This window comes from Dechloromonas aromatica RCB (genome assembly GCF_000012425.1).
On sequence record NC_007298.1, the window covers coordinates 2,299,769 to 2,316,128 of the forward strand.

Annotated in this window: 18 protein-coding genes and 2 pseudogenes; 9 read left to right on the plus strand and 11 right to left on the minus strand. The window is 58.9% G+C overall.

Annotation, left to right across the window (positions count from 1 at the left end; genetic code table 11):
• Positions 1 to 85 precede the first annotated feature (85 nt).
• The 4 genes and pseudogenes from DARO_RS10985 to def all read right to left on the minus strand — a co-directional run bounded on the left by DARO_RS10985 (position 86) and on the right by def (position 2,913).
• Positions 86 to 1,021 carry a CysB family HTH-type transcriptional regulator gene (locus DARO_RS10985; protein WP_011287873.1) on the minus strand — a complete coding sequence of 312 codons (936 nt, stop codon included), beginning with the start codon at positions 1,019 to 1,021 and terminating at the stop codon, positions 86 to 88.
• A gap of 168 nt (positions 1,022 to 1,189) precedes the next feature.
• Positions 1,190 to 1,438 (minus strand): annotated as a pseudogene (locus DARO_RS23330) (ATP-binding cassette domain-containing protein); the annotation flags it as partial.
• A gap of 141 nt (positions 1,439 to 1,579) precedes the next feature.
• Positions 1,580 to 1,990: a hypothetical protein gene (locus DARO_RS10995; protein WP_011287874.1), complete on the minus strand. Its 411-nt coding sequence runs from the start codon at positions 1,988 to 1,990 to the stop codon at positions 1,580 to 1,582.
• A 392-nt stretch (positions 1,991 to 2,382) separates the two neighbouring features.
• Positions 2,383 to 2,913: a peptide deformylase gene (gene def / locus DARO_RS11000; protein WP_041224340.1), complete on the minus strand. Its 531-nt coding sequence runs from the start codon at positions 2,911 to 2,913 to the stop codon at positions 2,383 to 2,385.
• Positions 2,914 to 3,068: 155 nt separating this feature from the next.
• Between def and DARO_RS11005 the strand changes: the two genes are divergently transcribed.
• The 4 genes from DARO_RS11005 to DARO_RS11020 all read left to right on the plus strand — a co-directional run bounded on the left by DARO_RS11005 (position 3,069) and on the right by DARO_RS11020 (position 5,351).
• Complete coding sequence (locus tag DARO_RS11005; RefSeq protein WP_011287876.1) at positions 3,069 to 3,581, plus strand: alpha/beta hydrolase; 513 nt, start codon at positions 3,069 to 3,071, stop codon at positions 3,579 to 3,581.
• 104 nt (positions 3,582 to 3,685) lie between these two features.
• Positions 3,686 to 4,681: a sulfate ABC transporter substrate-binding protein gene (locus DARO_RS11010; RefSeq protein WP_011287877.1), complete on the plus strand. Its 996-nt coding sequence runs from the start codon at positions 3,686 to 3,688 to the stop codon at positions 4,679 to 4,681.
• 1 nt (position 4,682) lies between these two features.
• Complete coding sequence (locus tag DARO_RS11015) at positions 4,683 to 4,976, plus strand: metalloregulator ArsR/SmtB family transcription factor (RefSeq protein WP_011287878.1); 294 nt, start codon at positions 4,683 to 4,685, stop codon at positions 4,974 to 4,976.
• Between the two features lie 192 nt (positions 4,977 to 5,168).
• Positions 5,169 to 5,351: a hypothetical protein gene (locus DARO_RS11020; RefSeq protein WP_011287879.1), complete on the plus strand. Its 183-nt coding sequence runs from the start codon at positions 5,169 to 5,171 to the stop codon at positions 5,349 to 5,351.
• A gap of 51 nt (positions 5,352 to 5,402) precedes the next feature.
• Here the strand turns inward: DARO_RS11020 and DARO_RS11025 are convergent, their stop codons facing one another.
• The 5 genes and pseudogenes from DARO_RS11025 to DARO_RS23090 form a co-directional block, all read right to left on the minus strand.
• The gene (locus tag DARO_RS11025; protein WP_497462963.1) at positions 5,403 to 6,017 is read right to left on the minus strand and encodes an aminotransferase class V-fold PLP-dependent enzyme; all 615 of its coding nucleotides are present in this window, start codon (positions 6,015 to 6,017) and stop codon (positions 5,403 to 5,405) included.
• Between the two features lie 99 nt (positions 6,018 to 6,116).
• Positions 6,117 to 7,091: a cysteine synthase A gene (gene cysK, locus DARO_RS11030; protein WP_011287881.1), complete on the minus strand. Its 975-nt coding sequence runs from the start codon at positions 7,089 to 7,091 to the stop codon at positions 6,117 to 6,119.
• 27 nt (positions 7,092 to 7,118) lie between these two features.
• A complete protein-coding gene (locus DARO_RS11035; protein ID WP_011287882.1) occupies positions 7,119 to 7,649 on the minus strand; it encodes a rhodanese-like domain-containing protein in 531 nt (176 codons plus the stop codon).
• A 191-nt stretch (positions 7,650 to 7,840) separates the two neighbouring features.
• A pseudogene (locus DARO_RS23335) lies at positions 7,841 to 8,842 on the minus strand (OmpP1/FadL family transporter).
• A complete protein-coding gene (locus DARO_RS23090; protein ID WP_198134022.1) occupies positions 8,839 to 9,054 on the minus strand; it encodes a hypothetical protein in 216 nt (71 codons plus the stop codon). The pseudogene DARO_RS23335 and the gene DARO_RS23090 overlap by 4 nt, the downstream one beginning before the upstream one ends.
• A 280-nt stretch (positions 9,055 to 9,334) precedes the next feature.
• Here DARO_RS23090 and DARO_RS11045 point away from each other — a divergent pair, with 280 nt between their 5' ends.
• Both DARO_RS11045 and DARO_RS11055 read left to right on the plus strand, forming a co-directional pair.
• Positions 9,335 to 9,517, plus strand: a complete 183-nt coding sequence (locus DARO_RS11045) for a hypothetical protein (RefSeq protein WP_011287883.1) — start codon at positions 9,335 to 9,337, stop codon at positions 9,515 to 9,517.
• A gap of 451 nt (positions 9,518 to 9,968) precedes the next feature.
• A complete protein-coding gene (locus DARO_RS11055; protein ID WP_041224341.1) occupies positions 9,969 to 10,178 on the plus strand; it encodes a hypothetical protein in 210 nt (69 codons plus the stop codon).
• A 198-nt stretch (positions 10,179 to 10,376) separates the two neighbouring features.
• Here the strand turns inward: DARO_RS11055 and DARO_RS11060 are convergent, their stop codons facing one another.
• Together DARO_RS11060 and DARO_RS11065 are read right to left on the minus strand one after the other, a co-directional pair.
• Positions 10,377 to 11,387: an alpha/beta fold hydrolase gene (locus tag DARO_RS11060; protein ID WP_011287885.1), complete on the minus strand. Its 1,011-nt coding sequence runs from the start codon at positions 11,385 to 11,387 to the stop codon at positions 10,377 to 10,379.
• Between the two features lie 469 nt (positions 11,388 to 11,856).
• Positions 11,857 to 12,138 (minus strand): DUF2325 domain-containing protein, encoded by a 282-nt coding sequence (locus DARO_RS11065; protein ID WP_011287886.1) that lies wholly within the window; start codon positions 12,136 to 12,138, stop codon positions 11,857 to 11,859.
• Between the two features lie 246 nt (positions 12,139 to 12,384).
• Between DARO_RS11065 and ald the strand changes: the two genes are divergently transcribed.
• The 3 genes from ald (at position 12,385) to DARO_RS23340 (ending at position 16,334) form a co-directional block, all read left to right on the plus strand.
• Positions 12,385 to 13,500, plus strand: coding sequence for an alanine dehydrogenase (gene ald / locus DARO_RS11070; RefSeq protein WP_011287887.1), 1,116 nt, complete (start codon positions 12,385 to 12,387; stop codon positions 13,498 to 13,500).
• A gap of 292 nt (positions 13,501 to 13,792) precedes the next feature.
• Positions 13,793 to 15,871 carry a carboxy terminal-processing peptidase gene (locus DARO_RS11075; RefSeq protein WP_157037193.1) on the plus strand — a complete coding sequence of 693 codons (2,079 nt, stop codon included), beginning with the start codon at positions 13,793 to 13,795 and terminating at the stop codon, positions 15,869 to 15,871.
• A gap of 340 nt (positions 15,872 to 16,211) precedes the next feature.
• Entirely contained in the window at positions 16,212 to 16,334 is a 123-nt protein-coding gene (locus DARO_RS23340) for a hypothetical protein (protein ID WP_497462964.1), read from the plus strand.
• The last annotated feature ends 26 nt before the right edge of the window (positions 16,335 to 16,360 follow it).

Genomic DNA, 16,360 nt, shown 5'->3' on the forward strand with positions numbered 1-16,360 from the left:
TCATTGTAAAAAAGCGGGAATGAACCCAGTTTGAAATCGCGAAGAAAAACAACTTATTTGTTCTCGGCAAATAACAAGCCCTGCCTCAATCGTTGCCGGACTGCGGTTTGAGGGCTGCCTTGATCGCATCCTCGCCGAGATCCGGGCAAACCTTCTCGATAAAGGCATGAACATAGCTGCGCAGATAGGTGCCACGACGCACGGCGATGCGCGTTGTGTTCGCCGGGAACAGGTCGGGAACCGGAATCAGGGCGAGATTGCGATCCTGCTCCTGATCGTAGGCTACTGAGGCGACGATACCGACGCCCAAGCCAAGACTGACGTAGGTCTTGATCACATCGGCATCGATGGCCGACAGCACGATATCCGGGACGATGCCCGCATCGGCGAAGCCCTTGTCGACATGCGCCCGCCCCGTGAATCCTTCGTGATAGGTGATGATCGGGTATTCACCCAGAGCCTCGAGCGTGACCTTTTCGAGATTGAGCAGCGGGTGGCCGTCAGGCACGATCACCGCGTGATGCCACGAATAGAACGGGAAGGAAGCGAGTTCCGGCACATTGTCGAGTGATTCGGTGGCGATACCAACGTCGGCCTGACCTGTCTCGAGCAGCTCGGCGATTTCGCGCGGACTGCCTTGTAAGAGCGTCAAGTGCACCTTGGGGTAATCGGCCTTGAACCACTGGATGATCTTGGGCAGCGCATAACGGGCCTGGGTATGTGTTGTCGCCACGACAAAATGGCCAGTTTCCCGGCTGGCGAACTGATCGGCAATGCGCCGCAGATTCTGCGTATCGAGCAGGATGCGTTCGACTACGCCGACCAGTTCCTTGCCCGGTTCGGTCAGGCCGAGAAGACGCTTGCCGCGACGTATGAAGACCTCAATCCCGAGTTCGTCTTCGAGATCCTTGATGTGCTTGCTGACCCCGGGTTGCGAGGTGTACAGGGCATTGGCCACTTCGGTCAGGTTGAAATCCTGACGTACCGTTTCCCGGATGATTCTGAGTTGCTGGAAATTCATGCTGTTCTCCGCTCTATTCTCTGGAGGCCGTCAGGCGGCCAGTTTGTCGTTATTGTTGAATACCCGGATATGCCGGGGTCGAACAGAAACATCGTCACCATCCCGCAAACCCAGCGCAGCCAGCGTGTCGCGGAGGACGGAAACCTCCAGCAGTTCGCCGTTCTGGCGGTAATGCTGAAAGACGAAGCCGACTTCGCGTTCGCGGACGTGACGATCAGAGGCATCATCGCCTTCCAGAATAATCTGGCCGTCGTCGGCATGCTCAAGTCAGGCGATGATCCGCAGCAAGGTCGTTTTGCCACACCCGGATGGACCGAGCAGCGCGACCAATTCACCGGAAGGAATGTTGATGGATACGTTATTCAGCGCCTGAAAGGCACTGAAGTGCTTGCTGATATTGCGGACGGCGATACTCATGAAATGGTCTCCTGATACGTTGAGCGGCTGCGTTGCAGCGTCGATGAGACCAGTTTATTGAAGCACGCTTATAATCAGAAATAATAAATTCTTAAATAAAAATTCAAATCGGGCATATAGAAGTCGCTGGCGGTTAATTTCCTAGCGCCGACCTTCTTTGCTGCCATCGCCACTTGATAGCGGAACAATTTCGTAACCATGGGTGCGAAGTAAACGAAGCGCCTGTTCGATTCTCTGGCGCGTCCGCTTGGGAGCTGCGCCGGCATGAGGGCTCAACGGTGGCGGGTTCAACTCGAAGCCGTAGTTGTTCAGCCAGGCGGTAATGGCCGCCAGGCCCTTGTTGCCAATCCCTTCGGCCTGCTGGAGCCGCTTGTAGCCAAGGGAGGCCACCTCCTCCGGCAGAAAATCATGGCGGTCGAAAACCTTGCGCAGTGCATTGCACTGCAAGGTCGGCAATAACTTCATCGCCTCGGCGGCAAAGCGTGACGCCCGTTGGCTAGCGGAAATGCGACAAGAAGAATCCGGCGTGTCGCCATTATTGTCACCGACCATGGAATATCACATGCGTAAGGGTTGAGATCAGTTATCTGACGCTACAACATTAGGCAGCGCAACAGGCAAAGCGAACGACGAAATAGGCATATCGATATACCCCCGATATAAAAATTGCCCTCGTCATGAATAACCTGACTCTCCAGCACCAGCAATCGCTGGCGCTGTTTGATACTTACACTGCGGACTGGCTTGGTCACCATGCAGTCTGCTTCCAAGGGCAAGCAACTGCCGGTCGAATGTCTGGTTTTCGACTTCCCGGTCACCTGCCTAGCCATTCACCCTGTCTCTGCTGATTCTGGGGGCCGGCATTTCGGTGCTTGCCCTGCTCATCATTCCGCGCTGGAGCTATCGCCCGCTGGAAGGATGAGAGGCGATCGAAATAGTGGCCCTCAATCTTCCCGGACCAGTTCCGGGAAGAGAATGTCGGTAAAGCCGAAGCGCGAGAAGTCACGGATCCGCGACGGGTAAAGCCGACCGATCAGGTGATCACACTCATGCTGGACAACACGGGCATGGAAGCCCTCCACGGTACGATCGATTGGTGTGCCTTCCGGGTCGAAGCCCTGGTAGCGGATGCGGGTATGGCGCGGCACTTCACCCCGCAGACCAGGTACCGACAGGCAGCCTTCCCAGCCAAGTTCTTCCTCGTCGCCCACGGGCGTGATGAGCGGGTTGATCAGGACAGTCAGCGGCACCGCTTCGGCGTCGGGATAACGCTCGCTCTTTTCGAAGCCGAAAATCACCATCTGCAAACCGATCCCGATCTGCGGCGCGGCGAGCCCGACGCCACCGGCAGCCTCCATCGAATCGAACATGTCCTCGATCAGCGCACGCAGTTCGGAGGTCCCGAACTCGGTCACCGCTTTTGCCACTTCAAACAGGAGTGGTTCTCCCATACGCAGGATCGGTCTTGCCGCCATCGCTGTAACTTTCCAAAATTGTCCGGGCCAATGACACCACAACCGGCGGCTATCGACAAACCCCATGGTGCTGCATAAGCACATAAGAACATCATCGTTCCCCTTCCCCGGCCCTGCTTCGACAATGGATCAACCGATTTCACGAGGACATCTCCATGACCACCATCCTGATCGTTCCCGGGCTGCGCAACAGCGGCCCGACGCATTGGCAAAGCTGGTTCGAGGAACAACTGACGAACACCCGGCGTGTCGAACAGGCTGACTGGGAGAAAACCTGCCTGTCCGATTGGGCCGCTCGCGTTGGCGAAGAAATCGATGTGCTGACGGAATCGGTGTGGATCGTCGCCCACAGCTTCGGCTGCCTGGCCTCGGTCACGGCATCGCTCACCCGGCCGGAACGGATACGCGGCGCCCTGCTCGTGGCACCGGCCGACCCGGATCGCTTCGGTGAACCAGCCGCCTTGCTCGAAGAAAAACTTCTCTTTCCCAGCCTGGTCGTTTCCAGCAGCAACGACCCGTGGGTCAAGGCGCCGGTCGCCGAATACTGGGCAAGACAATGGGGCAGCGAATACCGGAACATCGGCGAGGCCGGGCATATCAATGTCGACTCCGGTCATGGCCCCTGGCCAGATGGCCTGCGCCTGTTCGAGCAGTTGCGCGGCGCCTGAATTCATATATCAAAACCTGATAAGTATCGAATAATTCATTCTTTTTGGTTTTTTTCACAGCCCCATAAACTGCGCATATCAAAATCTTTTCGACAGGGTTCCCCATGCGCAAGATTGGCCTTTTCGCTGCACTGACTCTCGCTTTCGGCCTCGGTAGCGCCGCTGCCCAGACCACGCTGCTCAATGTCTCCTACGACCCGACGCGTGAGTTGTACAAGGACTTCAACGCTGCCTTTGCCAAGCAATGGCAGGCCAAGACCGGCCAGATCGTTAACGTCCGCCAGTCACACGGCGGTTCCGGCAAGCAGGCCCGTTCGGTGGCCGACGGTCTGGAAGCCGATGTGGTCACCCTGGCCCTTGGCTACGACATCGATGCCCTGGCCGAGCGGAAGCTGATCCCCGCCGATTGGCAGAAGCGCTTCCCGAACAACTCCTCGCCCTATACCTCGACCATTGTCTTCCTGGTCCGCAAGGGCAACCCGAAAGCGATCAAGGACTGGGGTGATCTGGCCAAGCCAGGCGTCGCGGTCATCACACCGAACCCGAAGACTTCGGGCGGTGCCCGCTGGAACTATCTGGCGGCCTGGGCCTGGGCGTTGAAACAACCCGGTGGCAATGAGCAAAAGGCCAAGGATCTGGTCAGCGCAATATTCAAGAACGTGCCGGTCCTCGATTCCGGCGCCCGTGGTTCGACCACCACCTTCGTCGAGCGAGGCCTGGGTGATGTGCTGATCGCCTGGGAGAACGAAGCCATTCTGGCGGTGACGGAACTGGGCAAGGACAAGTTCGAGATCGTCGCGCCGAGCCTGTCCATCCTGGCCGAACCACCGGTCGCGGTCGTCGACAAGGTCGTCGAGAAGCGCGGCACGCGGCTGACAGCGCAGGCCTATCTCGATTACCTGTATTCCGAAGAAGGCCAGCAGATCGCTGCCAAGCACTACTACCGGCCGAGCAACGCCAAGGTGGCGGCCAAGTACGCGGCCATTTTCCCGAAACTGAAACTGGTCACCATCAACGACAGCTTCGGCGGTTGGCAGAAAGCGCAGAAAACGCACTTCGCCGATGGTGGCACCTTCGACCAGATCTATCTGAAGAAATAACATGGACAAGCTCTGGAGCGACAAAGAGATCGAGCAGACCGCCTATCGTTTCAAGGCAGTCGCTCACCCACTCCGACTGGCCATTGTCTGCCTGCTCGCCGATGGAGAACGCAGCGTCGGCGACATATGCGAGGCCGTAGGAACGACGCAGCCCAACATTACCCAACACTTGCTCGTGCTCCACAACCAGAAGTTGCTGAAGTCACGCAAGGAAATCAACCGTGTTTATTACGCGATCAATGATCGGCGACTGACCGAAATCATTGGCATGCTGCAGGGAATTTATTGCGCATGAGCGACCTGCCTGTTAATTGAGCAAACCATATAAACCGTTTTTGCAACAGTGCATTAGATAGGGAACTCAGTCCCTACCCCCAAGCTTATCCACAGGAAACGGGGATAAAAATTCTGTGCCGCCAGCATCACAACCCGTAGGCAACCGGGCCGCTCCTCTGCTATAAAGCGGCTCCCTACGGAATGACGCACCATGAAAATCGCCAAGAAACGAACCACCTACCCCGCCGCCTCGCTTTCCCAGGAAGCCGAAAAGATCATCGATGCCGACCTCGAACAGCAGGGCTACAGCAATAGCTCCATCGGCATGCGCGAATATGGCGCCTACCTGCACCGCGCCATCACCTTCGAACGCAAGCGCCGCACCGGCAGGTAAAAAAAGAGCCGACGTTACCGCCGGCTCCTTTTTTGTCGTGGCCTGACCGAATCAGGCCGCAACCTTGCCCTTGCCACGGGCCAAACGACGTACCACAGCCAGCATGCGGTCGATTTCCTCACAGGTGTTGTAGAACGCCAGTGAAGGACGAACGGTCGCCTCGACGCCGAAGCGACGCAGAATCGGCTGGGCGCAGTGGTGACCGGAGCGCACCGCGATGCCTTCCTCGTTCAACGCCCGGCCCACTTCCTCCGTCGTGTAACCGGCCAGCACGAAGGACGCCACGCTCGCCTTGTCCGCCGCCGTGCCGATCAGGCGCACGCCAGGAATCAAGGACAGGCCGCGCGTCGCATAGACCAGCAGGTCGTGCTCGTAGCGGGCAATGTTCTCGATGCCGATGCGGTCGACGTAATCCAAAGCAGCGCCCAGCCCTACCGCGTCGGCGATGTTGCCAGTACCAGCTTCGAACTTGTTCGGTGCCGGCTGGAACAACGTCTTCTCGAAGGTGACGTCAGCAATCATGTTGCCGCCCCCCTGCCAGGGAGGCATCTGCTCCAGCAGCGCCTTCTTGCCGTAGACCACGCCGATCCCGGTCGGACCGATTGAGCGCTTCGCGGGACGGAAATTCGCGCACCGCGAATTCCAGACTCCGCTGCTGCGCTGCACGCCAGCGATCTCGTGCCGAATGCAGTTCGGCAACGATCCCTTTGACGCCCCAGCCACCCACCTGCTCGTAGGCCAGGGATGAGTTGGCAACGGGGTGTCTCATGCGGCCAGCCCGGCTTCGTTGAACAAGCCTTCGAACAGGATGGAGCTGAGGTAACGCTCGCCGGAGTCAGGCAGGATGGCGACAATGGTCTTGCCGGCATTTTCCGGTATCCGGGCCAGACGAGCGGCCGCCGCAACCGCAGCACCGCTGGAAATCCCGGAGATGATGCCCTCTTCCTTGGCCAGGCGGCGGGCGTAAAGCACGGCATCCTCATTAGACACTTGCTCAACGGCATCGAGCAGCGACAGATCGAGCACGGCCGGCACGAAACCGGCGCCAATCCCCTGAATCTTGTGCGGACCGGGCTTGATTGGCTCGCCGGCACGAGCCTGGGTCAGCACCGGGCTGGCGGTCGGCTCGACGGCGACCGACTGGATCGCCTTGCCCTTGGTGTTCTTGATGTAACGCGAAACACCGGTGATCGTGCCGCCAGTGCCGACCCCGGACACCAGAATGTCGATGGCGCCATCGGTGTCGTCCCAGATTTCCGGACCGGTGGTCAGTTCGTGGATGGCCGGATTGGCCGGGTTCTTGAACTGCTGCAACAACACGTACTTGGCATCGGAAGCGGCAATTTCCTCGGCCTTGGCGATGGCGCCGGACATGCCCTTGGCGCCTTCGGTCAGCACCAGCTTGGCACCAAAAGCCGTCAGCAGCTTGCGCCGTTCGATACTCATCGTTTCGGGCATGGTCAGCGTCAGCGGAATACCCTTGGCGGCGGCGACGAAAGCCAGCGCGATGCCGGTGTTGCCGGAAGTCGGCTCGACCAGCTCCTTGCCCGGACCGAGCAGGCCACGCTTCTCGGCATCATTGATCAGGGCGGCGCCGATCCGGCACTTGACCGAATAGGCCGGGTTGCGACCTTCGATCTTGGCGAGCACGGTAGCCTTGGCGCCGTCGATGACACGGTTGAGCTTGATCAGCGGCGTGCGGCCGATCGACTGTGAATTATCTGCAAACCATTTGGACATGCTGTTTTCTCCCTGAAAATGTTTGAATCAGTCCTGAATCCACGGCAGGCCGGCGCTACGCCAGCCATTGAAGGAACCACGCCGCTGCTGTTCGTCGAGATCGCCCTCGAAGCCTTCGAGGATGTTGAAAACGTTCTTGAAACCGCCCTTGGCCGCCGCTTCGGCTGCGGCAGCCGAACGCTTGCCGCTGCGACAGAGCAACAGCACAACGGTCTCCTTGCCGGCCTTGGCTTCCAGTTCCTTGACGAAACGCGGGTTGCGCGACAACGACAGGCCGGTCATCCAGGCGACGTGCTTGGTCTCCGGCACATGCCCGACGAACTTGCGCTCTTCGGCTGTCCGAACGTCGATCAGCACGGCTTCGCCGGACTGGAACAGCGCCCAGGCATCCTGCGGCCTGACGCTGCCGGCGTACGGCAGGTTGTCGGCGGCAGCCTGCTGGCGCGCCTGCTCAAGAATCGGTGAGGCGCCGCCGGCATTGCTGCCTTCGGCAAACGAAGGGGACACTTGGGCAGACGATTGAATGTCGTTTACTGCGTCGATTACTGCATCGGTCATGGCGATTCCTTTCGCTTTCGGCCAGCCGGATTAACCGGCTTTGTTCGGGGGCGGGGATCACTGAACAAGCTCACTGATGCCTGTAGCCACCAATTTATTCCCCGCCGCTTATCCCAAGAACGAATAAAAATTCAGATCGATATAACAATTACCCTAATAAGGATGTTGTCTATCGCCATCAGCGCCAGGCATCAAAACTTCCAGCCGTAGGCGATGCCCAGAATGTCTTCGGCCAGATGGATATTGGCTTCGCCGCCGCCATAGCCCGCCGGAATTGAACCTGAGCCATTGACCGTCTTCTTGAAGCCATGGGTGTAGGCGAGGCTCAATTCGCCCGACTTTCCTTGGCGCCATGTCGCGCCCAAGCTGACGTGATCCTGGATGACGCCAGGGGCCAGGATATTCAAGAAGGTCTGATCCTTTGGAATCGGCTGACTGGCGTGGCTGTAGCCGGCGCGCAGGGTCCAGTCGCTGACGTCGTAGGCGACGCCCAGCTTGATCACATCGACATCCTTCCAGCCGAAGCCAGGACCATTGGCGCTGCCAAACAGGTTGTTGTTCAGCGCCCCGCCGACCGACTTGATGTCGCTGTATTCGATGCACTGCCAGTCGGCGGCCAGCGTCAGCGCCGAGGTCGCCTTCCAGGCCAAGCCCAGTCCGTAATTGGCCGGAATATCGAAGCCGCCATCCTCGGCGAACAGGCCCTTTTACTTGTCGAGATTGCTGGTTCTGATCTTCGAGGACCAGGTGGCGCCAATGGTTATATCGGGCGTGATCTTGCCCGTATAGCCGAGGCGGGCACCCCAGCCAGTCGAGGTATCAGTACCGCGATTGGTCACATTGCCCGGAGATGATGAAAAGAAGGGATTGTCGAAAGCCCCCAGCCCCTTGGCCTCGAAGCGTTGATAGGCGAAATTGACGGCCAGGCCGAGCGCGTAATATTCATTGAGCTTGTAGGCCACCGACGGCGAAATGAACAATTGCTCAAGATTGACGCCGGCCGAACCGGTACTGCCAAAAGCGCGGAAAGGATTGTTCCCGTAGTCAGTATTCATCCCGCCATTGCCATAGATGGCCACCCCGGCCGCCCATTGCGGCGAAAGCTGCTTGACGTAGCCGATCTCGGGGATCAGAAAATCCTTGCTGTCATTGGCGTTATAGGTGCCGTTCAGGCCGGCCCCGTTGCCGGTCACTTCCGATCCGCGATCAGGACGGAACCAGCTTGCACCGACGTCAAGACGATCGCCGCCGCCAGACCATCCTGTGGCAAGGCAATGCCGACGCCGGCCAGGCCTTGCGATTTGACGCCGTAGCCGTGGGAAAAATAACCGTTGGTGGCCAGCGCCAATCCTGGCGCGAGAATGGCGGGAAGCAAGGCTGCCTTGAGCAAAGGGGTAATACGCACGAAAGTTCTCCAGTCGTTGTTGGTGATTGGAGGCACAGGCTAGGCAGTACTTTCGTTCAAGCAAACGAATCGTTTATTCGATGCTTATCGACAGCGGAATGCATATCGAAATAGCCAGAAATTCTTTCCCCCGGCGGCGAGATATACGGAGAATCACTTCACCCGCCGGATTTAATCGATAACTTGCCAGGGCGGTAATAAATGCTGGCTAAAGCGTCGCTCGCTCCAAACTCCCCGGGAGCCGGTTACGCCGGACACAACAGGGGAGAAGGAGCAAACCATGGTACTCACCCTCGAATTGCCGATCCGCCCGGCCAGCTTCGATCCCTTCACCAGCTACGAAAGCCGCTTTGGCGCCCTGCCCATCTGGCTTGACGAACTCAGCCCGGCAGAAGCCCGCGCCCTGCTCCGCCAGGCCATCCGGCGTGGCGCCCCGCTGGCTCAGGCTGATCATTTGTTTTGATTGATCTGGCGGAGACATTTCCGGTCAGGAGCGAACCCGCTATCGGCCTGACCGGAGAATCGCGCTGCCCATAGCGGTGGTAAGTCACACGCCAGATTGTCCAGAAATTACCGATCCCGGGAGCGCAAAAATACCGGTTATTGCCGAGGTGGTAGTCGCCCTACATCCACCAGGGGTCTGCCCCGGTATCTTCATCGACATCCGTTTCGATCCCTTCCTCTTCACGTTCATCGTGAAACGGGTGGTCCGGTTTATGGGGGTGATGGATAGGATCTTTGGGCTTGGGAGTGTCGGGGTCTATGGGCTGATGACCCGGTGATGTCGGCATAAACATTCCTTACTACAATCGTTCAAAGCTGTTGGGCAGATTCCCATCTACAAGGTTGCAATTCATTGACCATGCAGTTCGCCGCGGTATAGTCCAACCCCGCCCCTCATCCGAGCCTTAGCCATGTTCGCTGTACTCATCGCCCTCGTCATTCTTTCCGCCGGTGTGGCGGCTATCTATCTGATACTGAAGAATATGAGTGAAGAAGGCATCGATATCGCAGCACCAGGGAGTTGCAAGCGCGGCCGCTGCGGGGTGCCGAGCCGTCCGCAACTTGAGGAAGCTCCGCCACAGACTGCAGATGCGGTTGATCAGGGAAAAGTGAATTCCTGAAGGGCTGCTTCATTGAAAGCTCAAGGAGAGGCCAGGAACTGACAGTCGCCTATTGCCTGATGCTGATTGAGTTGCAACTCCTAGGCAGTTTCGTGTCCATTGCGGACCTAGCTGCTGTCTGAAAGCGGCTAATCAAAATGGAAAACCGTGCCCCCCCTATTGTTCTTGCCATTGCGGGAGCTGGCAATAAATTTGGCGTCAGTAGAGCTCTGCTATCAGCAGGTTGAAGGCCGCCTCGCGTTCCGCTGCGGTGGAGGCCAGCAAACCCTGCTGTTGCAGAATCGAAATCAACTGGCGCGGCGCGACCCCTTTGTAGCCAACGATCTCCACGTGGCCGGCCGCCACTTCAACGTTGGCAAGGCGCGGGTAGCTGTCGATGATCGGCTGGTACTGCTCGGCGAGGCTGAAGATATAGTCGCTCTCCACGCAAGCGCCCGCGTCGTCGCGACGGCGGCATCTATCGCGCTCATCCGTCACCACCTTCAGGTAGCGTTGGACTGAGGCGATCAGCGGACCGGGGCGGCGGATGAAATCAGAAGATGAAGTGATTTCATACCAGTTGTCGCCGGTGACCGCCCGGCAACTGAGCGGCACTAGACCAAAACTAGCCCAGTGCAAGCCGCTATAGCCGCATGGACTCGCCGCCGCAATGCCGGAAAGTGGCGCCGAGACTGTTACCAGGTTCACGTTAACCGCATCGCGCTCCCACTCGGATCTGTGCTCGCCTTCCATCGACCTCCTTGCTATCAGTCCGCCCATGCTGTGACCAATAACCGTGATGTCGCGATTGCGCATTTTCCCCGCCAGAGCCCCGACCGCCTCAGCCAGCTGGGTTGCGCTTTGGACCAGGCTGGCCCGGTCGTCATAGCTGAAACAGACCGCCTGTTGGCCATGAAACGCATAGAGCTGGGCGAGGGAGCGGAACCGTCCCGCTGAACCATTACAACCGTGCACCAGAACGGTGACCGGCTGTGACGAGTCGAGGGATATATTCTTCTCCGGCGCATCGGTACAGGGACCCAACTGTGGGATTCGGACGGTGATATCGGGCGCCGGGAGCTTGCCGATCTCCAGGGGCGTGGGGTCGATAGTCGGCGGTTGGAGAAGTGCACAACCCGAAACCAGGCTCGCAAGAAACCCTCCAAAAAAGATGCTGCGAACAACAGGCACGCCAAGCGCAAGAGAGTTCAATTTAATGTTGATGTTCATGCGATCTAGCCTAAATCAAAATGGCCGCCGATAGGAACCAAGAAAAAATGGTCCGTGATGCGGCGAAACGTACCGTATAACCGCTGAAGTGAGCGGCCTACGGGGCTTTTCGTGCAGGTCCGCTCGACTGCGGGGGGGATGTTTAAGCCAATAACGAAATTTTTCCCGCAATCAACGCATTTGTCATTCTTGGCGGAAGCTGGCGCCCAAAAGGCGGCTTTGGGTGAGCATTCCTCATGTCCGCTCCTGGCCCAGACTGTGTAAAAACTCCGACAGGGGAGATGCCAATGGAATTCAGCCTTCGCAATCGCTCCACAATCGACTTTCTTCCCATTGGGAATGGTTTGCACACCCCTGAAAATCATCGGATTTTGAGTTTTTACACAGTCTCGGCCGGGAGAAACCATTTAAAAATGGCTGCTCCACTCTAAAACCAGACGACCACCCTGCCCGCGCCAAACCATCGCCCTCAAGCCGGAACGCAGGCCAGCGCGTTGCTTAACTGGCTCAGACTCCGCTTGCTGAAAACCACTGGCACCAGCATGTCGCCGGCTTCCCGGCGAACCTTGCGCGCCAGGCCATGGTTGATCTGATCGACCATCACGATCACCACTCGCGTATCGAGCGGAATCTGGTGATGACATTCGCCGGCCTTGCGTCCGCTCCAGTGGCGAATCGGCTCAAAGCCTTGCTGCGACAGATAGTCACGAAATGAATCGACACGATCTCCACCAACGATCAACGCTGCCATGACGTACTCCCTGTATGACCATGGCCTCAATGTAGCCATCTGCGCCAGGCGCTGATACGACGTTCTTGTTGGTTGTTTATTGCCCCGGACCACATAAGCATCTGCAATATTCAGGAGCTGACCTGAAGTTCGCCTTCTCCTGACAATGCATATCTGATGTCCATAGAACGAATTGATCGTTTACTGACCAGGCGCCAAGGGCTATGTTTGACAGGCGAGTCCCAACCCTACTAATGAGGCAATGCGATGCAGATCGGCGTACCGAAGGAAATCAAGAATAATGAATATCGGGTCGGACTCACACCGGCCAGCGTACGCGAGCTGGTGGCGCATGGTCATCGCGTGATCGTGCAGAAGAATGCCGGCACTGCCATCGGCCTGACTGATGCGCTCTACGCAGGTGCCGGAGCCGAATTGGTCGACACCGCCGATGAGGTGTTTATCCGGGCCGAACTCATCGTCAAGGTCAAGGAACCGCAACCCAACGAATGCCGCCAACTCAGGGATGGACAGGTGCTTTTCACCTACCTGCACCTGGCCCCGGACCGTCGCCAGACCGAATTGCTGCTGGCCTCGGGGGTCACCGCCATTGCTTATGAAACGGTGACTGGCCCGGGCGCCAGCCTCCCCCTGCTCGCCCCGATGAGCGAGGTCGCCGGGCGAATGTCTATCCAGGCCGGAGCCGCAGCGCTCGAAAAATCGAAAGGGGGGTCCGGTGTTCTGCTCGGCGGCGTTCCCGGCGTCGCGCCGGGGAAAGTCACCATCCTCGGCGGTGGCGTGGTTGGCTACAACGCTGCGCAGATCGCGGTCGGCATGGGGGGTGACGTCACCGTCATCGACCGATCACTGGATCGTCTGCGCTGGCTGGATCGCCAGTTTGGCAATCGAATCAGGACGCTGTATGCAACCGCCGAATCGATCGAAGCCAGCGTCAGCGAGGCTGATCTGACCATCGGCGCCGTCTTGATTCCCGGCGCCTCGGCACCGCATCTGGTCAGCCGCGAACTGCTGAAACGGATTCGCCCGGGTTCCGTGCTGGTCGATGTGTCAATCGACCAGGGCGGCTGCTTCGAGACGAGCCGACCGACTACCCATGCCGAACCGACCTATATCGTCGACGACATCGTGCATTACTGCGTCGCCAACATGCCGGGGGCCGTAGCGCGAACCTCGACTTTCGCCCTGAACAACGCCACCCTTCCCTTCGTACTGACGCTGGCGAACAAGGGTTATCGCCAGGCCCTGCGCGATGATCCAAACTTGCGGGCCGGGCTGAACATTCACCGCGGCAAGCTCACCTGCGCACCGGTCGGCGAGGCCCTTCAGATCCCTGTCTGCGATCCGGAGGCGGAATTAGCCTGACGTCTGCAAAAAAGCCTCGGCTACATTCCCAAGGACCGCACCATCGTCACCGTCTCGAACCGCGCTCATCGCGCCGGCGCGGTCGGCGACCTGTTGAGCAGCAAGGGATTCAAGGTGGCCGGGCCGGCTGCGACAATGTCCAGCCGGTCCGGCTATACAGCGCGGAATATCTTTGCCAGACTGCGTACCGGCCACTAGAAACTCGTGGCCGACAATCGTGTCACAGCAAGCCATGACAAGACGCCCGCGACAAGCGATGGATGGACTGTCCAGCCCCCTTTGGAGAACTACCTTGTTGAAGCAACTCTGCTGGATCGTCCTCGGCCTTACCGTCAGCGCACAAGCGGCCGAACTGGCACCGCAACCGCAGCACCAGCGCGTCGTCCGGATCAGCGCCGCCCTGCTCGGCCATTACCATTACAAACCGGCAGTCCTCGACGATGCCCTGTCAGAGGCGATCTTCGAGCGCTATCTGAAGACGCTCGATAGCGAAAAATACTATTTCACCCAGAGCGACATCGACCAGCTCAGTGAATACCGAACCCGGCTCGACGATGCGATCATCGAAGAGAACCTGCAAGCGCCATTTGCCATCTTCAACCTTTACGCGCGCCGGGCGGAGGAACACTTTTCCTATGCCCGCAGCCTGCTCAAAGGCGGTTTCCGCTTCGATCAGAACGACCGCTTCACCTTTGTCCGCGACAAGGCCGAATGGGCAAGCTCCGACGAAGCATTGCGCGAAATCTGGCAGCAGCGCGTCAAGAACGACTGGCTGCGCCTGAAACTGGCTGGCAAGAGCGATCCTGAGATCGTTACCGCCCTCGACAAACGCTATGAGCAATCGATCCGGCGCATCAACCGTCTGAAGAGCGACGACGCTTTCCAGATGTTCATGAACGCCTACACCACCGCCATCGAGCCCCATACCACCTACCTCGGGCCGCGTGCTTCGGCTGACTTCGACATATCGATGCGCCTGTCACTGACCGGCATTGGTGCGGTGCTGCAGGAACGAAACGATTACACCATGGTCCGCGAAGTGACCCCCGGCGGGCCGGCCGCCCGTTCCGGCCAGCTCAAGGCTGGTGACCGAATCGTTGCCGTCGCCCAGGGCGAGAAAGGCGCCTTCGTCGATGTCGTCGGCGCCCGTCTCGATGACACGGTTGCCCTGATCCGCGGCGCGGCCGACAGCGTGGTTCGCCTCGACATTTTGCCGGCCAACGCTGGCCCGGATGCCAAACATCGACAGATAACGCTGGTCCGCAAGAAGGTCGACCTGGCCCAGCAAGCGGCCAAGAAAGCCGTCCTCGACGTCACGGACAATGGCAGCGCCCGGCGCATCGGCGTGATTACCCTGCCCGCCTTCTACGACGACTTCGAAGGCCGCCGCAAGGGCGACCCGAACTTTCGGAGCGCCACCCGCGATGTGGCGAAGCTGCTCAAGGAACTGGGCAAGGAGAAGGTTGATGGGGTCGTGCTCGACCTGCGCCACAACGGCGGCGGTTCGCTGAAGGAAGCCATCGAGCTGACCGGACTGTTCATCGACACCGGGCCGGTCGTCATGGAACGCAATGCACAGGGCCAGGTTTTTGTCGATGGCGACACTACTCCCGGCACCGCCTGGGATGGCCCGCTGGGGGTACTGATCGATGGCGAATCGGCCTCGGCCTCCGAGATTTTTGCGGCAGCCATTCAGGACTACGGCCGGGGTATCGTCATCGGCGAGCAGAGTTATGGCAAGGGCACCGTCCAGACCGTACTCAACCTCGACCAGGCTGTCGGCAGCGAGAAGCCGGCGCTTGGCGAACTGCGGATGACCATCGCCCAGTTTTTCCGGATCAATGGCAGCACCACGCAAGTACGCGGCGTCCAGCCGGACATCGCCCTGCCGGCCGCCAATGATCCGACGCTGACCGGTGAGGCCAGCAACGACAATGCCCTGCCCTGGACGCACATCCGCGCTGCCGCCTACGACCGGGTTGCCGACAAGGGCGAGGTGATTCCCGCCCTGCTCGCCCGCCATGTCGCGCGGGCGGCCAACGACCCGGAATTTCAGCGCCTCGAAGAAACGGCCTCGGAACTCCAGCGATTACGCCTGCAAACGAGCGTCTCCTTGAACGAAGCAGAAAGACGCCGCGAAAATGAAAGCCTGGAAAAACGCCTAAGCGGGCTGGCTCGTGCCGACGACGGCCTGCTCGATAGCGAACGCGAACCCGATACGGACGGCAAGGATGAAAAGGCGGGCAACAAAGCCAAGGATACCCGACTGCTCGCGGCAGCCCGCATCATCGCGGACGAAGTCGATCTACAACGCGAGAAGGGCAAACCGGGCGCTCTCGAGCGGCCAAACCAGGCGGCAATCAACCGATAGGACAATCATCGAATTTGCAGGTTCCGGCCACAGGTTCCATTTCTGTCAGACACCTAACGCGAAGCTGCCATGACCGCTGTTCGACGTCACGAAATACGTGGCTGATATCGACTATGGCAAATCGGCCGCCCAGGCCTAGGTCACCCGCCTGCAGACCGACGATCCGAGGCGGCGGCGTCCGGCACCGATCACCTGATGGCTCGAGCAATATGTCAACGGCAAGCTCGTCTGAAACCTGCTACTGGCCAGCCAGCCCACAGTTTGCCGCCGTCGAAGAATGTCAGGTCGAAATCTGGTCGTCACCACCTGGCTTCATCAAAGCCGCTCTGGTCAATAATTCGTGATTGACTGGAATGGAATATTGCGCAAGAACGGTTATGAAGGTGATCCGAAGATCGATCTGGCCACCCTGGAAAAACTTGTAACGCCACTCCTGAAAAGCAATTACGGTGGCAAACGTTAGCGATTAAAAAAAGCATCCATTGATCA

What these genes read in the sequence shown, in the direction of transcription:
- DARO_RS10985 (WP_011287873.1), bottom strand. Translation starts at nt 1,021, where the DNA reads ATGAATTTCCAGCAACTCAGAATCATCCGGGAAACGGTACGTCAGGAT.
- DARO_RS10995 (WP_011287874.1), bottom strand. Translation starts at nt 1,990, where the DNA reads ATGGTCGGTGACAATAATGGCGACACGCCGGATTCTTCTTGTCGCATT.
- def (WP_041224340.1), bottom strand. Translation starts at nt 2,913, where the DNA reads ATGGCGGCAAGACCGATCCTGCGTATGGGAGAACCACTCCTGTTTGAA.
- DARO_RS11005 (WP_011287876.1), top strand. Translation starts at nt 3,069, where the DNA reads ATGACCACCATCCTGATCGTTCCCGGGCTGCGCAACAGCGGCCCGACG.
- DARO_RS11010 (WP_011287877.1), top strand. Translation starts at nt 3,686, where the DNA reads ATGCGCAAGATTGGCCTTTTCGCTGCACTGACTCTCGCTTTCGGCCTC.
- DARO_RS11015 (WP_011287878.1), top strand. Translation starts at nt 4,683, where the DNA reads ATGGACAAGCTCTGGAGCGACAAAGAGATCGAGCAGACCGCCTATCGT.
- DARO_RS11020 (WP_011287879.1), top strand. Translation starts at nt 5,169, where the DNA reads ATGAAAATCGCCAAGAAACGAACCACCTACCCCGCCGCCTCGCTTTCC.
- cysK (WP_011287881.1), bottom strand. Translation starts at nt 7,091, where the DNA reads ATGTCCAAATGGTTTGCAGATAATTCACAGTCGATCGGCCGCACGCCG.
- DARO_RS11035 (WP_011287882.1), bottom strand. Translation starts at nt 7,649, where the DNA reads ATGACCGATGCAGTAATCGACGCAGTAAACGACATTCAATCGTCTGCC.
- DARO_RS11045 (WP_011287883.1), top strand. Translation starts at nt 9,335, where the DNA reads ATGGTACTCACCCTCGAATTGCCGATCCGCCCGGCCAGCTTCGATCCC.
- DARO_RS11055 (WP_041224341.1), top strand. Translation starts at nt 9,969, where the DNA reads ATGTTCGCTGTACTCATCGCCCTCGTCATTCTTTCCGCCGGTGTGGCG.
- DARO_RS11060 (WP_011287885.1), bottom strand. Translation starts at nt 11,387, where the DNA reads ATGAACATCAACATTAAATTGAACTCTCTTGCGCTTGGCGTGCCTGTT.
- DARO_RS11065 (WP_011287886.1), bottom strand. Translation starts at nt 12,138, where the DNA reads ATGGCAGCGTTGATCGTTGGTGGAGATCGTGTCGATTCATTTCGTGAC.
- ald (WP_011287887.1), top strand. Translation starts at nt 12,385, where the DNA reads ATGCAGATCGGCGTACCGAAGGAAATCAAGAATAATGAATATCGGGTC.